Origin of the sequence: Shouchella oshimensis, from assembly GCF_002019765.1 — a bacterium.
Taxonomy (GTDB): Bacteria; Bacillota; Bacilli; order Bacillales; family Bacillaceae_D; genus Shouchella; species Shouchella oshimensis.
This window is the reverse complement of record NZ_KV917380.1, coordinates 22,792-40,111: the sequence shown is the minus strand read 5'-3', so window position 1 is coordinate 40,111 and position 17,320 is coordinate 22,792. Positions and strand designations below refer to the sequence as shown.

The 17,320-nt window shown below is 40.4% G+C and carries 18 protein-coding genes and 1 tRNA gene; 15 read left to right on the top strand and 4 right to left on the bottom strand.

The features are described 5' to 3' along the window. Positions 1 to 18 precede the first annotated feature (18 nt). Together murG and BK583_RS00220 are read right to left on the bottom strand one after the other, a co-directional pair. A complete protein-coding gene (gene murG / locus BK583_RS00225) occupies positions 19 to 1,077 on the bottom strand; it encodes an undecaprenyldiphospho-muramoylpentapeptide beta-N-acetylglucosaminyltransferase (protein ID WP_038484921.1) in 1,059 nt (352 codons plus the stop codon). 26 nt (positions 1,078 to 1,103) lie between these two features. After that, a complete protein-coding gene (locus BK583_RS00220; RefSeq protein ID WP_055737730.1) occupies positions 1,104 to 1,712 on the bottom strand; it encodes a YIP1 family protein in 609 nt (202 codons plus the stop codon). A 178-nt stretch (positions 1,713 to 1,890) separates the two neighbouring features. On the opposite strand from BK583_RS00220, the gene BK583_RS00215 reads away from it, so the two are divergent. From BK583_RS00215 to BK583_RS00200, 4 genes are read left to right on the top strand one after another with little or no spacing between them, the layout of a single operon-like run. Continuing rightward, positions 1,891 to 3,483, top strand: a complete 1,593-nt coding sequence (locus BK583_RS00215; protein WP_055737731.1) for a putative polysaccharide biosynthesis protein — start codon at positions 1,891 to 1,893, stop codon at positions 3,481 to 3,483. Between the two features lie 9 nt (positions 3,484 to 3,492). Next, the gene (gene yabN, locus BK583_RS00210; protein WP_055737732.1) at positions 3,493 to 4,941 is read left to right on the top strand and encodes a bifunctional methyltransferase/pyrophosphohydrolase YabN; all 1,449 of its coding nucleotides are present in this window, start codon (positions 3,493 to 3,495) and stop codon (positions 4,939 to 4,941) included. An 18-nt stretch (positions 4,942 to 4,959) separates the two neighbouring features. Next, positions 4,960 to 5,214 (top strand): RNA-binding S4 domain-containing protein, encoded by a 255-nt coding sequence (locus BK583_RS00205; RefSeq protein WP_038484929.1) that lies wholly within the window; start codon positions 4,960 to 4,962, stop codon positions 5,212 to 5,214. Then, a complete protein-coding gene (locus BK583_RS00200) occupies positions 5,214 to 5,843 on the top strand; it encodes an HAD family hydrolase (protein ID WP_055737733.1) in 630 nt (209 codons plus the stop codon). Before BK583_RS00205 ends, BK583_RS00200 begins: the two co-directional genes overlap by 1 nt. A 47-nt stretch (positions 5,844 to 5,890) precedes the next feature. Here the strand turns inward: BK583_RS00200 and BK583_RS00195 are convergent, their stop codons facing one another. Further along, a complete protein-coding gene (locus BK583_RS00195; RefSeq protein ID WP_055737734.1) occupies positions 5,891 to 6,862 on the bottom strand; it encodes a 2-hydroxyacid dehydrogenase in 972 nt (323 codons plus the stop codon). Between the two features lie 213 nt (positions 6,863 to 7,075). On the opposite strand from BK583_RS00195, the gene BK583_RS00190 reads away from it, so the two are divergent. Then, the gene (locus BK583_RS00190; RefSeq protein WP_055737744.1) at positions 7,076 to 8,125 is read left to right on the top strand and encodes an NAD(P)/FAD-dependent oxidoreductase; all 1,050 of its coding nucleotides are present in this window, start codon (positions 7,076 to 7,078) and stop codon (positions 8,123 to 8,125) included. Between the two features lie 38 nt (positions 8,126 to 8,163). Here the strand turns inward: BK583_RS00190 and BK583_RS00185 are convergent, their stop codons facing one another. Next, a complete protein-coding gene (locus BK583_RS00185) occupies positions 8,164 to 8,649 on the bottom strand; it encodes a hypothetical protein (RefSeq protein WP_055737735.1) in 486 nt (161 codons plus the stop codon). A gap of 102 nt (positions 8,650 to 8,751) precedes the next feature. Here BK583_RS00185 and yabP point away from each other — a divergent pair, with 102 nt between their 5' ends. The 10 genes from yabP (at position 8,752) to hpt (ending at position 17,286) form a co-directional block, all read left to right on the top strand. Continuing rightward, positions 8,752 to 9,066, top strand: coding sequence for a sporulation protein YabP (yabP, locus tag BK583_RS00180; protein WP_078439973.1), 315 nt, complete (start codon positions 8,752 to 8,754; stop codon positions 9,064 to 9,066). After that, positions 9,066 to 9,623, top strand: coding sequence for a spore cortex biosynthesis protein YabQ (gene yabQ, locus BK583_RS00175; RefSeq protein WP_055737736.1), 558 nt, complete (start codon positions 9,066 to 9,068; stop codon positions 9,621 to 9,623). The genes yabP and yabQ overlap by 1 nt, the downstream gene beginning before the upstream one ends. A 2-nt stretch (positions 9,624 to 9,625) precedes the next feature. Next, a complete protein-coding gene (locus BK583_RS00170) occupies positions 9,626 to 10,012 on the top strand; it encodes an FtsB family cell division protein (RefSeq protein WP_038484943.1) in 387 nt (128 codons plus the stop codon). A 76-nt stretch (positions 10,013 to 10,088) separates the two neighbouring features. Further along, positions 10,089 to 10,550 carry a S1 domain-containing RNA-binding protein gene (locus tag BK583_RS00165; protein WP_038484946.1) on the top strand — a complete coding sequence of 154 codons (462 nt, stop codon included), beginning with the start codon at positions 10,089 to 10,091 and terminating at the stop codon, positions 10,548 to 10,550. Between the two features lie 140 nt (positions 10,551 to 10,690). After that, a tRNA-Met gene (locus tag BK583_RS00160) sits at positions 10,691 to 10,764 on the top strand. Positions 10,765 to 11,052: 288 nt separating this feature from the next. Continuing rightward, on the top strand, positions 11,053 to 13,575 hold the full coding sequence (gene spoIIE / locus BK583_RS00155) for a stage II sporulation protein E (protein ID WP_055737737.1): 2,523 nt from the start codon (positions 11,053 to 11,055) through the stop codon (positions 13,573 to 13,575). Between the two features lie 63 nt (positions 13,576 to 13,638). Further along, a complete protein-coding gene (locus BK583_RS00150) occupies positions 13,639 to 14,364 on the top strand; it encodes a vWA domain-containing protein (protein ID WP_055737738.1) in 726 nt (241 codons plus the stop codon). After that, positions 14,339 to 15,304 carry a serine/threonine protein kinase PrkT gene (prkT, locus tag BK583_RS00145; protein WP_038484955.1) on the top strand — a complete coding sequence of 322 codons (966 nt, stop codon included), beginning with the start codon at positions 14,339 to 14,341 and terminating at the stop codon, positions 15,302 to 15,304. Before BK583_RS00150 ends, prkT begins: the two co-directional genes overlap by 26 nt. A gap of 18 nt (positions 15,305 to 15,322) precedes the next feature. Beyond that, a complete protein-coding gene (gene tilS / locus BK583_RS00140; protein WP_055737739.1) occupies positions 15,323 to 16,705 on the top strand; it encodes a tRNA lysidine(34) synthetase TilS in 1,383 nt (460 codons plus the stop codon). A 41-nt stretch (positions 16,706 to 16,746) separates the two neighbouring features. Continuing rightward, positions 16,747 to 17,286: a hypoxanthine phosphoribosyltransferase gene (gene hpt, locus BK583_RS00135; RefSeq protein WP_176463705.1), complete on the top strand. Its 540-nt coding sequence runs from the start codon at positions 16,747 to 16,749 to the stop codon at positions 17,284 to 17,286. Positions 17,287 to 17,320: the final 34 nt, after the last annotated feature.

The window sequence follows — 17,320 nt, the reverse complement described above, 5'->3', positions numbered from 1 at the left end:
GGGCCTTTCATGTATAGATTAGATGCGATTTAGTTGCTCAATTATAAGAGGAACGGCGTGAGTCGCTTTGCTTTGCTGCATTGTCGTTAGAATAGGCTCACGGTTCGCATACAATGCGTGGATTTCTTTTACGAGTGCATCGTCCTTCATGGATTCTTCCTCTAACATGTGGGCATAACCATTTTTTACAAACGTTTGGGCGTTTAAAATTTGGTCACCGCGACTGCTCTGTCTCGACAACGGAATAATAAGCATCGGAATTTGCAATGCAAGAAATTCAAAAATGGCATTTGACCCACCACGAGTGACAACGATATCAGCGGCTTGCATAAGGTGGGGCAGCTCTTCGTGCACATATTCATATTGTTTATAGCCACGTTTTCTTTCTAATGCAGGATCTAGATGACCCTTTCCGCAAATGTGAATGATCTGATACGTATTAAGCAGATCATCTAGTGATTGCCGGATGCCTTCATTAATCGCTTTAGCCCCCAAACTTCCACCCATCACGAGTAGTACGGGCTTTTGCTTAATAAAGTCAGTGAGTGCTAATCCTTGTGTACGTGAACCAGACAATAAGTCATCTCGAATAGGTGAACCGACAACGTTTGTTTGTTCGCTAGGAAAATGCTTTGCTGTTTCAGCAAACGACGTGTAGAACGTCTTTGTAAAGCGCTTGGCGATACGATTTGCTAATCCAGGTGTTAAGTCGCTTTCGTGTAAGTGAACAGGAATGCCTAGTGAATAGGCTGCAATCACAACAGGGACCGTTACAAATCCACCCTTAGAGAAGACTACGTCAGGCTTCTCTTTTTTTAAAATGTTTCGAGCCTGTCTAAGTCCGTTTGAGATTCGAGCAAGATCGGTTACATTTTTCATATCAAAATAGCGTCTTAACTTGCCGCTTGCTATTCCAAAGTAAGGAATATTGTTTTTCTCTACAAGTTCTCTTTCAATTCCATCATAAGAACCAATATAAGCGATGGACCATTTGCTTCGATCCATTTGATGAATAATCGCTAAATTTGGTGTTACGTGCCCTGCGGTTCCCCCACCGGTAAAAATAATTTTTTTCATTCCATACCTCTCCGTCTATTTCAATCTTAACCGATTAGTAAATGTGCGAGTAAATCGACAACAATGTATAGCCCTGCAAGACAACCAATCATGGCGATGATAACTAGCAGTGCTTTCATCATACCGATTTTCTGTGCTTCAGAATAAGCAATTAAAAAAATGCCAAATACCCAAACGACTGTTAAGTCAATCATGACTGAGCCAAAACTCACAATGGTTCGAAGTATTGGTGTTTGGGCTTGAAGAGTAAGTAAAGCGAGACCAAATAAGATTAAATTCAGTAAACCAACAAAAATCCCCGGCATAAACAAAGCATAAACAAATACTTTTCGTGTCGCTTTGATGTTACCGTTTCCTCCGTACCAACCGCCTACATGGCCAAACGCAAAACTAAAGCCATAATAAAGGATTGGTCCAGTAAATGCACCAATTAAAATGGTAACAATAAGTGGAAAAAAATTACCTGTAGAGGCTAGAAGCAATGTTTCACTTCTAGAAAACCAGAAACCGGTTAACCCTCCAAAAATAATGGATAGTATGAGAGTCGCTTGTTTATGTATGTCACTTTTCAATGTATCTTTCATTGTTTGGCGAGGCGCAACCCATATGGCGAGCCATGGATTTGTTTGTTTCAAGCAATCACCTACTATATCATATCTTTTGTTCTTATCATACCATGTTTTATGATTATGTATGAATAGGCTGAAAAAAGAATTAGACCCGGTAAGATTTTTAGATGACTTTTATTGATGAGATAAGTTCGACAACATGCCAGGATGATGCTATTTTATAAAGGTAAAGGGGGAAGAGTGCTTGAATACATCACACGTGTTAAAAGGGGCTTTTCTCCTTTCGGTTGCTGCACTCGTAACGAAATTATTAAGTGCTGTCTACCGCATTCCTTTTCAGAATCTGGCTGGCGATTTAGGCTTCTACGTCTATCAGCAAGTCTATCCTTTCTTTGGCATGATGACAATCCTCGCGCTATATGGTTTTCCTGTTGTACTGTCCCGTCAAATTGCTGAGAAAAAAGCACAAGGAAAAGACGAAGAGGTCAACGAATTATTAAGCTATACGTTTTTAGGATTATCAATCTTATCCATTATGATATGCGTTCTCTTTTTGGTTTTTGCACCTCAGCTTGCCTTTTTTATCGGGGATGAATCTCTGACAAGTGTCATTCAATTGGTTGGCTTTGGGTTTCTATTCTTACCTATTTTAAGTGTTTTTAGAGGAGCTGGACAAGGAATAAATCAGATGACACCGACAGCTTTATCTCAAGTAAGTGAGCAATTTGTTCGGGTGGTGGCTATTCTTGTTCTAACCTATGTGCTAGCTTCTCAAGGATATGATGCCTATGTGATAGGAGAGGGTGCAATTTACGCCTCTCTTCTAGGGAGCGCAGTTGGCTGTGTTTTCTTACTAATGCTAGCGAATAAAAAAGAGATGCGTTTTTATACTCACTTTTCTTTCAAAACGTTTTTTCGTCATCAGGCTGTTTTTTTAAAGCAAAGCTTGTTTATTTGCTTAAATTCACTTATTTTATTGCTGTTTCAAGTGGTAGACGTTTTGACTGTTGTACGTTCCTTGCAAGCAACACCCATGTCCGATGTCGCGATTTATACAGCAAAAGGAGTTTATGATCGTGGACAGCCATTGATTCAATTAGGAACCATCTTAATTACAGCGATTGCTTTAGCTGTAGTACCTTTGTTATCAAACGCCCTTGCTTCGAAACGATACAAAGATGCACGCCGCTATCGCGATGTCATGATGAGGCTGACGATCTTGTTAGGTGGCGGGGCAACAATTGGACTCTTTTTATTGATGGACTCAATAAACGCAATGCTTTTTACAAACCAAGCAGGAACAGATGTATTAAGAGTCTTTGTTTTGTCTATTTTCCCTTGTTCTATCTATTTGGCTGGAGCTGCTATTATTCAAGGATACGGACGAATTCATATTCCGGTGTATGCAATTATTGCAGGTATAGGAACAAAAATAGTAGGAAATGTGTTGTTTATAACATTTATGAAATCGACGATGGGCGCAGCCCTTTCAAATGTGCTTGCTTTTTCAGTGATGATGGGTATTGTACTGTATTCGGTCAAAAAGATTGATCAGCGACTGTTTGTGCAAAAGCAATCATATGTAATGTTGCTTGTAGTGCTCTTCAGTATGGGAGTACTCGTGTTTGGAATTCAGGTAGGAATGAATCAATTGCTTTCTTTACCAAATCAACGAAGTGTACATGCCATTCAAGCCCTTACCCTTGCAGGAATTGGTGCAGGTTATGTTGGAGTGGCTGTATTATTTACCCATATTTTTACGTTAAGAGAATGGGCTAGTGCGCCTAAATTAGGGGCTCTTCGAAAACAAGTTATTCAAAAGTTTATTAACAAATAGAGGTGTACCATGGGAATAATTAAAGTAGTCGGTTTAGGAGCAGGAGAATTAGATCAGATGCCATTAGGTGTGTATCGTACCTTGAAGGAAGCACCAACTGTTCGTGTACGTACCCTTGATCATCCAGTTGTGAAGGACTTGCAGCATGAGGGTGTGACGTTCGAGTCCTACGACGAAACGTACGAGCAGTTTGATTCGTTTGAAGCCGTATACGAAACAATAGTAAACGACTTAATCGATCGTGCTCAAGTAGAGGATCTGGTTTATGCCGTACCAGGCCATCCGTTTGTGGCAGAGAAGACCGTTCAACTTCTGCAAGATGCAACCGATCACCATCAGGTAAAGCTAGACGTTGTTGGAGGGACATCTTTTCTTGACCAAATGTATTCGAGTCTAAGAATTGACCCAATCGAAGGCTGTCAAATCCTGGATGGAACAGTTTTGAAGCAAGAGGAAATTCAAATGCGTCATCATCTTATTATTGTCCAAGTGTATGATAGCCTCATCGCTTCTGATGTTAAACTTACGCTAATGGAAACCTATCCAGACGATTATGAGGTGACAATCTGTACAGCGGCGGGTACGGCAGAAGAAAAGCTTACGAGAGTACCGCTTTATGAGCTCGATCATCAAACGGAAGTAAATAATTTAACCGCTGTGTACGTGCCGCCAGTTCACAACGAAAAACTCCTTTATGGAGACATACAGTATTTAAAAAGCGTTATTGCTCAGTTACGGAGTCCAGAAGGGTGCCCTTGGGATCGAAAACAAACGCATCAATCGTTAAAGCGATTCTTATTAGAGGAATCCTATGAAGTACTAGAGGCAATTGATCAAGAAGATGATGAGCAGTTAACTGAAGAACTTGGGGATGTGCTCCTGCAAGTGCTCCTGCACGCACAAATTGGTGAAGAAGCAGGTTATTTTCAGCTTGGAGATGTTATTAAGACGTTGACAGAAAAAATGATTCGTCGTCACCCACATGTATTTGGAGACAAGCCTGTGCAGTCTGCTGAAGAAGTGACTTCGGTTTGGGAAGAAGTGAAGCGAAAAGAAAAGGCAGAAAGTGAAGCGCTTCAGCCAAAGCGATCCATCTCTTCTTTTCCTTCTATGTTGGCAGCTGCGGAGACGATGCAGAAAGACATTGCAAAAACCGGTTTTGAATATGAAGCAATTGAGCAAGTGTATGATAAAGTGTTAGAAGAACTAAATGAAGTAAGAACAGCTGACGCTTCAGAATTGGAGAAAGAATATGGTGATTTGCTGCTTGCAGTTGTGAGCTTAGGTCGATTTATTAGGCAATCACCAGAAGTAGCTCTGCATAAGGCACTAACAGTTTTTCTAACACGATTTGAGTATGTTGAAGCTCAAGCAGAAAAAGCAAACATGACAATTGATCATGTGAATATGACTACGCTTGACGCATGGTGGGAAGAAGCCAAACGATTAGAAAGATAAGGATAAAGGAGCTAACCTATGAGACTTGATAAATTTTTAAAAGTATCCCGTTTGATTAAAAGACGAACATTAGCAAAAGAGATTAGTGATCAAGGAAGAATTACAGTGAACGGTCAAACAGCAAAGGCAGGTACAACGGTTAAGCCTGGAGATGAGCTTTCGATTCGCTTTGGTCAAAAGCTTGTTACCGTTGAAATTAACGATTTAAGAGAGACAACAAAGAAAGAAACAGCAGCAGAGATGTATACAATTGTGAAAGAGGAATCGGTCTAATGAAAGCATTTATTTTTGATATGGATGGGGTCATTATTAATAGCGAACCACTACATTTTGCTGTTGAAGCGGAGCTCGCAAAGGAAAACGGTATCATTCTAAAAGAAGGGGAGCTGGAATCTTACGTTGGTACACGTGCAGATGAGATGTGGTCGTCCTTGAAAGCTGCACATCAGGCAGATTTTGATGTAGACACGCTGTTAAAAGAGGCTAACGAAAAAAAATTAGCCTATTTACACGATGCCAACATGGAACCTATAGATGGTATTCGAGAGTTACTTGAACAATTAAAAGAAAAAGGGTACAAGATTGGCCTAGGATCGTCGTCAACGGTTGCTTTTATTGATGCAGTCTTAACCGCATTTTCAATAAAAGACCAATTCGATGTTGTTTTAAGTGGAGAACAAGTAGCAAAAGGAAAGCCTGCGCCAGACATTTATTTAGCAGTTGCCGATCGTTTAGGGGTTAGCCCTCAGCACTGCACGGTTTTAGAGGATGCTGCACACGGTGTTCAAGCAGGAAAAGAAGCTGGAATGACTGTCATTGGGTATGTGAATCCATATTCAGGAAATCAAGACTTGTCTAAGGCTGATTTACGCATTGAAGACATTGCAGCTATTACTATCTAAGAAGTAAAAAAAGCGTACCCTACTTTTGCAATGGGTACGCTTTTCTTTTAGCCTTTTACAACATCCGTTGGTGTTTCGCCTTTGGCACCAGCAACTAGGTTTTCAATGGCGCGCATCGCCATCGCTTCTCTCGTAGCAGCAGTAGCCGAGCCAATATGAGGAGTAAGAGTAACATTTTTCATCGTTAAAAATGGGTGATCCTGCGGTAATGGTTCCGTTTCGAATACATCGAGGGCGGCACCAAAGATCTCATTATTTTGTAACGCATCAATGAGGGCTTTTTCATCAATGACATTTCCTCGAGCACCGTTAATGAGTAATGCAGTTGATTTCATCTTGCGCAATGCTTCCTTATCTATTAAATGCTTTGTTTCATCAGACAGAGGAACCATTAATACGACGAAATCTGAGCGTGAAAGTAGAACATCTAATTCCACTTTTTCCGCGTTATAGCGTTTCTCGGCTTCAGGTCGGTGAGAGCGGTTATGATAGAGAATATTCATGCCAAATCCTTCCTTGGCTCGGTGAGCAATTTTTTCACCAATCCGCCCCATTCCAACAATTCCGATTGTCTTCTCATGAACATCTTGTCCAAATAATGCACTTGACGGCGTTCCCTTGTGCCATTCCCCTTTTTGAATATGAGTATGTAATTCAGCGATTCTTCTGGCGCCTGACAAAATAAGACCGAAAACAAGATCAGCTACCGTTTCGTCTAATACATAAGGGGTATTTGTCAACAACACACCCTCGTTTGCTAATTCTGTAGGATCAAATTTGTCATAGCCAACTGTTGCCGTACTAATTACTTTTAATTGGTCACACCCTTCTACAAGTGCTGCATCCACTGCATGACCGGTAAGTAACGCCCCATCAACCTGTTTCAAAATGTTTCTTAAATCATCCTTTTGAAGTGGCTTGTGTTGATCCCATATCGTATACGAACAATGCTGGGAAAGGTACGTTAATGCGCTTTCAGGAACAGGGTGTGCTAAGAATACTTTAGGTTTGCTCAACATAAATCACTCCTCAGAATGCTTTTTCTAGTAACTATAAAGGTAACGCAAATAGAAATCAAAAGAAAACCTTATCGTCGCGACTGAGGGATTGACACGATTGTGTAAAAGATTTGACTTGAAATTCAGGCGATTGTTGCATACACTGTATTTATATATGAGAATGATTTTCATTATCCTAGCGAAATTGGAGGAAGGACCGTGCAACAAAACGAGATGTACGATCTTACAATTATTGGTGCTGGGCCTGCTGGGCTTTACAGTACGTTTTATGCGGGAATGCGAGACTTAAAAGTGAAATTAATTGAATATAATAGCGAATTGGGCGGAAAGATCCTCTTTTATCCAGAAAAAATCATTTGGGATGTAGGCGGCATGCCACCTACACCGGGAGCGACTCTTATTGATCAATTAGTGAACCAAGCAAATACATTTGATCCAACAATCTGCACAAACGAACATATTGAGAAGATGGTGCGTGAGCCTGACGGAACGTTTACACTTTTTAATGATAAAGGTGAGAAGCATTACAGTAAGACGGTGTTGCTGGCTTCAGGTCACGGCATTCCTGTGATGCAGAAGTTAGAGCTAGAGGGTGCGGATCGTTTTGAGGTGGCTAACCTTCATTACACGGTGACTCAAATTGAAAGCTTTCGAGATAAGCGGGTGTTAATATCAGGAGGCGGAAACGCTGCGGTAGATTGGGCAAATGAATTAGTGGGTGTTGCAAAAGAAGTCATTGTCTGCCACAGAAGGCACGATTTTGGAGGGCACGAAAAAAACGTTGCTCATATGAAATCAAAAGTGGAGCTACGAACGCCATTTCAAATTAAAGAGCTACATGGTGAGCGAACATCCATTGATTCAGTGACTCTTTCGCATTGTGATTCAGAACTTGAGGAGCGATTTGACATTGACGCTGTGATTGTTAACCACGGCATGAAGATGGACGGGTGTTTTCTAATGGAAGCGGGCTTAGAGTTAGAGGCAGATGGATTTGTCCGTGTTTCACCATGTATGGAAACCAGTCAACCTGGTATCTTTGCTGCTGGAGATGTGACAAGGCACGCAGGTAAGCTTCAGCTGATCTCCGGTGCATTTGTTGAAGGTGCTACAGCTGTGAATGGCGTTAAGCAATATCTAGATCCAGCTGCTACTAAACAAGCATTTGTTTCTTCTCATAATGAAAAGTTTAAACAGCGAAACCAAGAAATAAAAATTGAACACAAACATAAAGATAAACGTAAAAAACTTGAATTTACGTAAGATATGTAGGGCGTCTCTGTCCACTACATATCTTTTTTTTATAAGTCGTGTTGAAGCTCAGTAATTACTTGTTGAATGGACCGAGGTTCTGTCCCATTCGTAGAATTTTTTGTGAAACGAACATACGTCTTTTGATGAGATAAATAGAGGGTTGTAAGCTGTTGGTTTTGAAAAATTTTACGGATGGCTTGCGACTCATTCTGTTCACCTGTTAGTTGTTGTAGCATCAGGTTAGGCAGTATGATGGCTCTCATATAGCGGATAAAAGAGAGAAGTGTGATATGGACGTTATAAGAAAGAACCGTGTCATCGTTAATCATAAGAACGGCTTGATTAGGCCAGCTGCTTTTTTGTAAGGCGTCGTAAAGTAAAGCTGCGTCGTCTGATTCCGTCAAATAAGAAGATGTACACAATACAATATTAGCATGTGCACGTATAGAGTCTTTGTGTTTCCGGATGTGCTGTACCTGTGGCGACATCGAACTCTGCTCATCAAACGTCTCTGTAAGTAAATAGACGGTCATTTAACACTCTCCTTGTTCTCGTAAGAAATAGCTTGTTCTACCATACTTAAGCATTGCATAAGTATCAAGTAAAGAACTGTTTTTTCGAGGAGCGTGCATAGAATGGATCAAACAAACTACGAGTTTGGAGCACCAATGGGAAGGGAAAGAAAAAACAACGACCACGATATTACCATTAAAGGTCGCAAACAATTAGATATTACAGGTGTTAAGCAAGTAGATAGTTTTGACAATGAAGAGTTTTTATTGGAAACGGTCATGGGTTACTTATCGATTAAAGGTCAAAATTTGCATATGAAAAATTTAAATGTCGAGCAAGGGAATGTGTCAATAGAAGGAAAGATTTACGATCTTATTTATGTAGACCAGAATCAGCAAGGGAAATCAAAAGGATTATTTGGAAAGCTATTTAAATAATGACACTCACTGTGCAGTTTCTATCAATGTTATCAATGGCCGCGATGGGCGTATGGCTCGGAGCGGCTTTAGATACCTATCATCGGTTTATTGGTAAGAAACATTCCTTCGACATTCAAACAGCAGTAGCAGACTTTTGTTTTTGGACGGTACAGGCTCTACTCGTTTTCTATATCCTTTATCAGGTCAATTTTGGAGAAGTTCGCATTTTTGTATTCATTGCTCTTATGCTTGGGTTTGCTGCATATCAAGCCATGTTTAAACGTTTATACAACAAGGTGCTTACTGGGATAATCTTTTTCTTCAAAAAACTTTTTGCTTTCTTAGTGATTGTTATAAAGACGCTGTTGTTTAATCCTGTAAAATGGTTATTGCACATTTGTAGGCGTTTCGCTATGATGATAGTACTTACATTGTGGAGTCTTATCTTCTATTTGTTATGGAAGCCTCTTTATTTTGTTCTGTCTCTTCTAGGCGTTGTCAAAGTTGCCAAGAAAGGACAGCCTATCTTTGAAAAAATAAAGGGTTTCTGCGATCGTTTAATGAAGAAGAAGTAGAGGTGAGTAGTGTGGCGTCTAAACGAGCAACAATAAGAGAAATTGATACAAAGTACATGGAACAACGGCAACAGGAGTTAGATCGACAATCAAAGCGGCGTAAAGGACTATATAGACGCTTGACATTTATGGGCGTCGTGTTCGGGATTCTAATGATTGTATGCGGTATGACACTGTTTAAACAATCAGCTCAAATTAGTGAAAAAAAGACAGAGGTTGAGCACTTGCAAACCGAGCAAGCTTCGTTATTGGAAGAACGAGATTTCTTAAAGCAAGAAATTGAAAACTATCAAGACGTAGAGTATATTATGGAAATTGCAAGAAGAGATTATTTCCTTACATTGCCTGGTGAGCAAAGAATTAACGTAACGAAGCAAAACAGCGATTGACACGTTTTTTTGCTGTCGAGTATAATGTTTTCAAGTATGGAATTTACCTAAAATTTTAAGGAGGATGTACGTTTTCATGTCCATAGAAGCAGGCAGCAAGCTGCAAGGCAAGGTTACTGGTATTACACACTTTGGTGCATTCGTTGAATTGCCAGAAGGAAAAACAGGACTTGTGCACATTAGTGAGGTTGCGGATCACTATGTTAAAGATATTAATGAACTATTAAAAGTCGGCGATGAGGTTACCGTTAAAGTCGTCAATGTAGAAAATGATGGCAAAATCGGACTCTCTATCCGCAAAGCCATTGACAAACCAGTAGAAGAAAAGAGACCGCCTCGTCCGTCTCGCCCTTCTCAATCTGATTCACCGCGTCCGAATCGTCAGTCAGGTGGTTTCCGAGGTGGTAGCAAACCGCGTGTCACACCATCTTTTGAAGATAAGATGAGCCGTTTCTTAAAAGATAGTGAGGAACGCCTAACGACGATTAAACGTCAAACAGAATCAAAACGTGGCGGCAGAGGTGCGAAACGAGGTTAACATGCAGCTTGTGTAACGTATCGTCCGTTATATAGAACGAATGGTTAAGAGAAAGAGTGAGATGATCACTCTTTTTTCTTTTAATTCCTATTGACTTCAATAAAAAAAAGAAGTATATTAATAAGCGTCGTGAAAAACATGGCGGTGTAGCTCAGCTGGCTAGAGCGTACGGTTCATACCCGTGAGGTCGGGGGTTCGATCCCCTCCGCCGCTATCAAAGAAAAAAGATGACTCTCCTATAGAGGGTCATCTTTTTTTGTGCCTTAGAACCAATTTTTCTATTTTTAAACGTACTTTTGTCCGTCATTTGTTGGCAAAGCTAGTGTAAACTAGCAAGAATATGCTAGTCACCTTCTTTTAATTGCTACTTTTTGTGAAATTTTTTTGCTAGTTAAGCCGAAGAAGGTCGAAAGTCTTTTTAATAATGTTTCGTAATTCTGACAAATTCTGTTGTTTACAGTTGGTATAGTGACACTACGATATCTAAATAGGTGGTGGCGCAATCGTGAAAACAGAGAAGTCAAACGGAACGCTTTTAGCTACAGGTGCTTTTGAAAGAATAAATCATGTACAAGCCCGGTTACAAGTAAGTGGACAAGCTTTGAAAAACATGAGTAAAACACTTTTCTTTGAATGGGGTTTATTAATTGCTCTTGTCGGATTCCTTCTAGGAAGAGCGATGATCTTAGCTGAGCTTACACCGTTTATCTTACCATTTTTGGCCTCGGTTTTTTTACTGCGGCGAAATCATGCGCTGATAGCTGGTGCGGCGTTACTAGCAGGTACAGTATTTAGTTATCATGGAGAAATAATCTTCGCTTTAATAGGAATGGCGATCTTTCTTTTATTATATAGAGGTGCGAAAACATTCTTAGACCAACCAGGAAAAGCCCTACCTTACTTAGTATTTGGAGCGAGCATAGTAACTCGACTTGGTTTAGTCTTTGTAACAACTGGAACCATTAGTCAATATGCCTTAATGATGGCAACTGTTGAGGCAGGATTAAGCTTTATTTTAACAATGATCTTTGTGCAGAGCATTCCGCTTATTACAGGAAAACGGGGCGGACAAGCTTTGCGAAATGAGGAAATCATTTGTCTTATTATTTTGCTTGCTTCTGTCATGACGGGGACGATAGGCTGGGCATTAAATGATGTAGTCATGCAGCATAGTCTTGCTCGCTATTTAGTGTTAATTTTCGCCTTTGTAGGCGGGGCGGCGATTGGATCTACCGTCGGCGTTGTAACGGGATTGATATTGAGCTTGGCTAGTGTGGCGAGCTTGTATCAAATGAGTTTGCTCGCATTTGCTGGTTTATTAGGTGGATTATTAAAGGAAGGGAATCGCATTGGCGTAGCTTTTGGGTTACTAGTCGGTACCTTATTAATAGGACTGTATGGTGATGGAGGCGGTAGTATTTTCGCAACTGTAGCCGAAACAGGTATTGCCATTGCGTTGTTTTTACTAACCCCAAGAAGTTGGCTTCAGTCGATAGCGAAGTATATACCTGGTACAGTTGAACATGCTCAAGAGCAACAGCAGTACTTACGAAAAGTTCGAGATGCAACAGCCGGACGAGTCGAGCGCTTTTCTTCGCTTTTTCAAACGCTCTCAAACAGTTTTAAAGTTCAGCAAAAAAGTGACGAAGAACAGCATTCAAACGATGTGGATGTGTTGCTAAGTCACGTCACGGAAAAAACATGCCAAACGTGCATGATGAAGGAAAAATGCTGGGTTCAAAATTTTAACCAAACGTACGACTCAATGGCGAAGATGGTTGAACACATTGAAGTGAATGGGACAATGAGTGATCCAAAATTGCAACGCCAATGGAGAAGCCATTGCCGTAAGCCTGATCAAGTAATTGCAGCGATTCATATGGAGACAAATCAGTATCGAGCCAATAAGGAATTAAAGCGGCAAGTTCAGGAGAGTCAACGCTTAGTAGCAGATCAATTGTTAGGCGTGTCAAGAGTGATGGGGGATTTTGCTAAAGAAATTCAAAAAGAGAAGCAGCCTCATTTAATTCAAGAGGAGTACATGGTTGATGCATTACGTGGAGCGGGGATGGACGTTGGTCACATCGACATCTACAGCATTGAAAGCGGACGAATTGAAATTGAGATGAGCGTTCAATGCGATCATGACAACGGAGAAGCAGAAAAAATTATTGCACCAATGCTGTCGGACTTGGTGAAAGAAACAATTATATTAAAACGGGAGGAACCGCAATTTTATGCAAATGGCTACAGTCATCTATCGTTTGGTTCCGCTCAAGCATTTGTGATGGAGTCAGGAGTAGCAAAAGTGGCAAAAGGAGGCGAATGGTTATCTGGAGATAATTATTCAATGATTGAGCTTAATAGTGATAAATACGCCATTGCCATTAGTGATGGAATGGGGAATGGTGAGAAAGCGTACTTAGAAAGTAGTGAAACGCTAGCACTACTGCAAAAGGTGCTTCAATCGGGTATAGAAGAAACCGTAGCGATAAAGTCGGTAAACTCCATACTGTCTCTACGTAATACGGAGGAAATGTTTTCGACATTAGACTTGGCGATGATTGATATGAATGATGCCCATGCTAAATTTCTGAAAATTGGATCGACGCCAAGTTTCATAAAACGTGGAAACCGAGTCTCAAAAGTGGAGGCTGGTAACTTACCGATGGGAATCATTCCCGAGTTTGAAGTGGAAGTCGTACAAGAACAACTGCGAGATGGAGACTTACTTATTATGTGTAGTGACGGCGTGCTAGAAGCGAAGCGATCTGTGGAGAATCGAGAACAGTGGATGAAACGCATTATTTCTGAAATTGCTACAGATGATCCACAAGAAGTGGCCGATATCATTTTAGAGCGGGTCATTCGCTCAGAAGAAGGTAACATTATAGAAGATGATATGACGATTGTCGTTACGCAAATAAAGTTACACAAGCCGAAGTGGACTTCTATTCCCATTCATCCTAAAGTTCAAAAACAAAAGAAAGGAAGAACATTCTTTAAGCAAGCAACTGGAACGTAAGCGTATAAAAGGGCACCTTCATGGCGATGCTTGTAAGACTAAAAGCTAGCTGGAGGGAATGCAATGAAAGGGACTTTAAAGCAAATCTTACTTATAACAGACGGTTATTCAAACGATGGGGAAGATCCAATTGCCATTGCTCGACTGGCAAAGGAATTCGGAATCGCTGTCAACGTTATCGGAATTATGGGTGATCAAAAGGAAAATGCCCATGGGTTAAACGAAGTAGAAGCCATTGCAGATGCTGGTGGTGGAGTAAGTGAGATTGTGTATGCAAGACAATTATCGCAAACGGTTCAAGTAGTAACGCAGAAAGCGATGACGCAAACCTTACATGGTGTTATCAACCAAGAATTGAAGCAAATCTTAGGTAACGGAGAAGAAATGGATTCACTACCTCCTGAAAAAAGAGGGGAGGTAATGGAGGTCGTTGATGAAATTAGTGAAACGGCTCATCTGGAAGTCTGTATTCTCATTGATACGAGTGCAAGTATGGGAAACAAACTCACTAAAGTTCAAGAAGCATTGGAAGATCTCTCAATTGGTTTACACTCTAGAACAGGGGATACGTCTTTCGCCGTTTATACATTCCCTGGACGAAAACATCCTATCGAAAAAGTGATGGATTTTTCACCGACGTTAAACCGTTTAAATAAATTACTAAGTAAATTATCTTCGGGTGGGATGACACCCACTGGTCCGGCATTAAAAGCAGCTCTTTCTGTTATGAGAGAAAGCCGCTCAAGAAGGAGAGTAATGGAACATGAAGACGACCAACTCTTCGGCTAAGCAAAAACGGTTTACTCCTGGAACAGTTGTTACTGGAAAATGGAATCAACAGCAGTATTCAATTGTGCGCAAGCTAGGTGAAGGGGTAACAGGTACGGTTTATCTTGCACACTCAAGTGAACGGAAAGTGGCAATAAAGTTTGGTATTGATCACATGTCTATCGCTCAAGAAGTCAATGTACTGAAAGAGTTAAGTAAGGTTCAAGATACTTGTCTTGGGCCTTATTTATATGAAGTAGACGATTATGTACAAGCAGGAAGCAAGTCAATCGTTCCTTTTTATGTGATGGAATATATTCAAGGGATCGATTTTTTACGCTTCATGGAAGGGAAAGGCAGTGAATGGCTCTCTGTTGTTGTTTTACAGCTGCTTGACCAACTGCAAGCTCTACATGATCATGGATGGATATTCGGTGATATAAAACCAGAAAATATTATTGTCACAAAAAATGCGACGAGCGTCCGTTTGTTAGATGTAGGTGGTACAACAAAAAAAGACCGGGCCATTAAAGAGTATACAGAATTATATGATCGAGGATACTGGCTTGGTGAAAGCCGAAAGGCAGAAGTGAGTTATGATCTTTTTTCTGTTGCCATTTTAATGATTCACTGTGCCTATCCCCAGCAGTTAAGAAAACAGCCAGAAAAGCCGCTTGCACAGTTGAAAAAAATGATTGAATCGTCCGATCAGTTAAAGCCGTTTAAGAAGAGTATGATTGGAGCACTCCATGGACACTATATACAAGCAGGTGAGATGAAACAGGATCTGCTGCGAAGCCAGTATCAAGCAGAATCCTCACCTACACTTAATCGTCATTCTACTACAAGAATGTCACGGGTCAATAAGCAGAAAAAAAGCTATGGATATACAGAGTTATTTATGCTCATGACTTTTGTTGGCCTATTAATTACACTATACTTAGTATTAAAGATGTTTTAAGTAGGGCGTGATTGAACAGTGGAGCAAGAAGTGCAGCGTTTTATGATAGAGAATCAATTGCTGGAAAAAGGGCAGACAGTACTTGTAGCTGTCTCTGGCGGTGCGGATTCAATGGCTCTGTTGTCGTTGCTATCTGATATGAGGGCGGAATGGTCATTGACGATTCATGTGGTTCATGTAAATCATCAGCTACGAGGAGATGAGTCTGAGGAAGATCGTATGTTTGTTCAGAATTGGTGTCAACAAAGGAATATTCACTTTCGAGAGTATCGCGTTGATGTGCTTGCAGAAAAACAGACAGAGAAAGTAGGGACACAAGCTGCGGCTCATACGCTCCGCTATCAGGCGTTTGCTGCAGAAATGAACCGTGTGAACGCCGATGTTTTAGCAACAGCCCATCATGGAGATGACAATACCGAATCTGTTTTAATGAAGTTAAACCGCGGCACATCCCCTTATGTAAGGTTAGGAATCGCTATGGAAAGACAATTTGAACACGGGAGACTCATCAGACCCCTTCTATGTGTAACAAAAGAAGCTATACTTAAGTATTGTACTGAAAAAAAAATTCTTCATCGGGACGATTCAAGTAATGAGTCTGACAGCTATACAAGAAACCGATACCGAAAATACGTTGTCCCTGAATTAAAAAAGGAAAATCCATTAAATACCATACATATTAGACGTTTTGAAGAATGGCAACATGACGATAATAAAGTACTAATGGGGCTTGCAGAAGATCAATTAGCCGAAATAATTATAGTAAAAGAGAAGGATACAGTCACAATTGACAAAGATCGCTATCTTAAACTAGCGATTCCTTTACAAAGAAGGGTGATTCATCTAATATTAAATTGTCTGTATAACAAAGGGATAGTCCGTGACTTCTCTTCATACATAGAGCAAATTGAGCTTTTCCTGCAAAGCCATTCGAACTTTGCTTCAATTGACTTACGCAATGGGTTAAAAGTTTACCGAGAAAACAATTGCTACAGGTTTACGCAAGAGGTTTATGTGGAATCAGATAATTACTGTTTAGAACTGGCTGTGCCAGGGATCATCACTACGCCGTTAGGAAGGATTCGTACGGAAATCGTTTCTACTTGTGGTGATGAAACAGTGGAATGTATGTATATCCCAGTATCAAGTTTTTCGTCCCCCTTATTCATAAGGAATCGACGATCAGGGGACCGTTTTCATCCAAAAGGCGTGAACGGTTCAAAGAAAGTAAGTCGTGTGTTCATTGACCGAAAAATTGATTTACCCCGTAGGCATGACTGGCCTTTACTGGTTGATTCGGCAGGTAACATACTGTGGATTCTTTTACTACATAAGGCGGAGTTGCCTAAACAACAAGCAGTTGACCACTATGTACGAATCGCGTTTGTAGGGAACACTTAAAAAAAAGCAAATGGTTTATAACAGGAGGTAAAAGACGGTTGATGAAGAACGACATGAAAGAGATTTTACTAACCGAAGAACAGATCCAGGAGAAAATTAAAGAATTAGGGCATACTATTACGGAAGAGTATAAAGACCGCTTTCCTTTGTTCGTAGGTGTCTTAAAAGGTGCGCTTCCATTTATGGCTGATTTAGTTAAATCTGTCGATACACACCTGGAAATGGATTTTATGGATGTGTCAAGTTATGGAAAAAGTATGGTTTCCTCAGGTGAAGTGAAAATCGTCAAAGATTTAGATACAAAAGTAGAAGGTCGAGATGTCCTCATTGTAGAAGATATTATTGATAGTGGTTTAACGTTAAGCTATTTAATTGAGCTTTTTAAATACCGCAAAGCAAAGTCTGTAAAAGTGGTTACCCTTCTTGATAAGCCTGAAGGAAGAAAAGTTGATTTAGTGCCGGATTTAACCGGGTTTATTGTTCCAGACGAATTTGTTGTTGGATATGGATTAGACTTCGCAGAACGCTACCGAAACCTACCGTATGTAGGCATCTTAAAGCCAGAAGTTTATGAAGGCTAATTATTGGTGTCCACGAACGTGTTATGGTAAGATA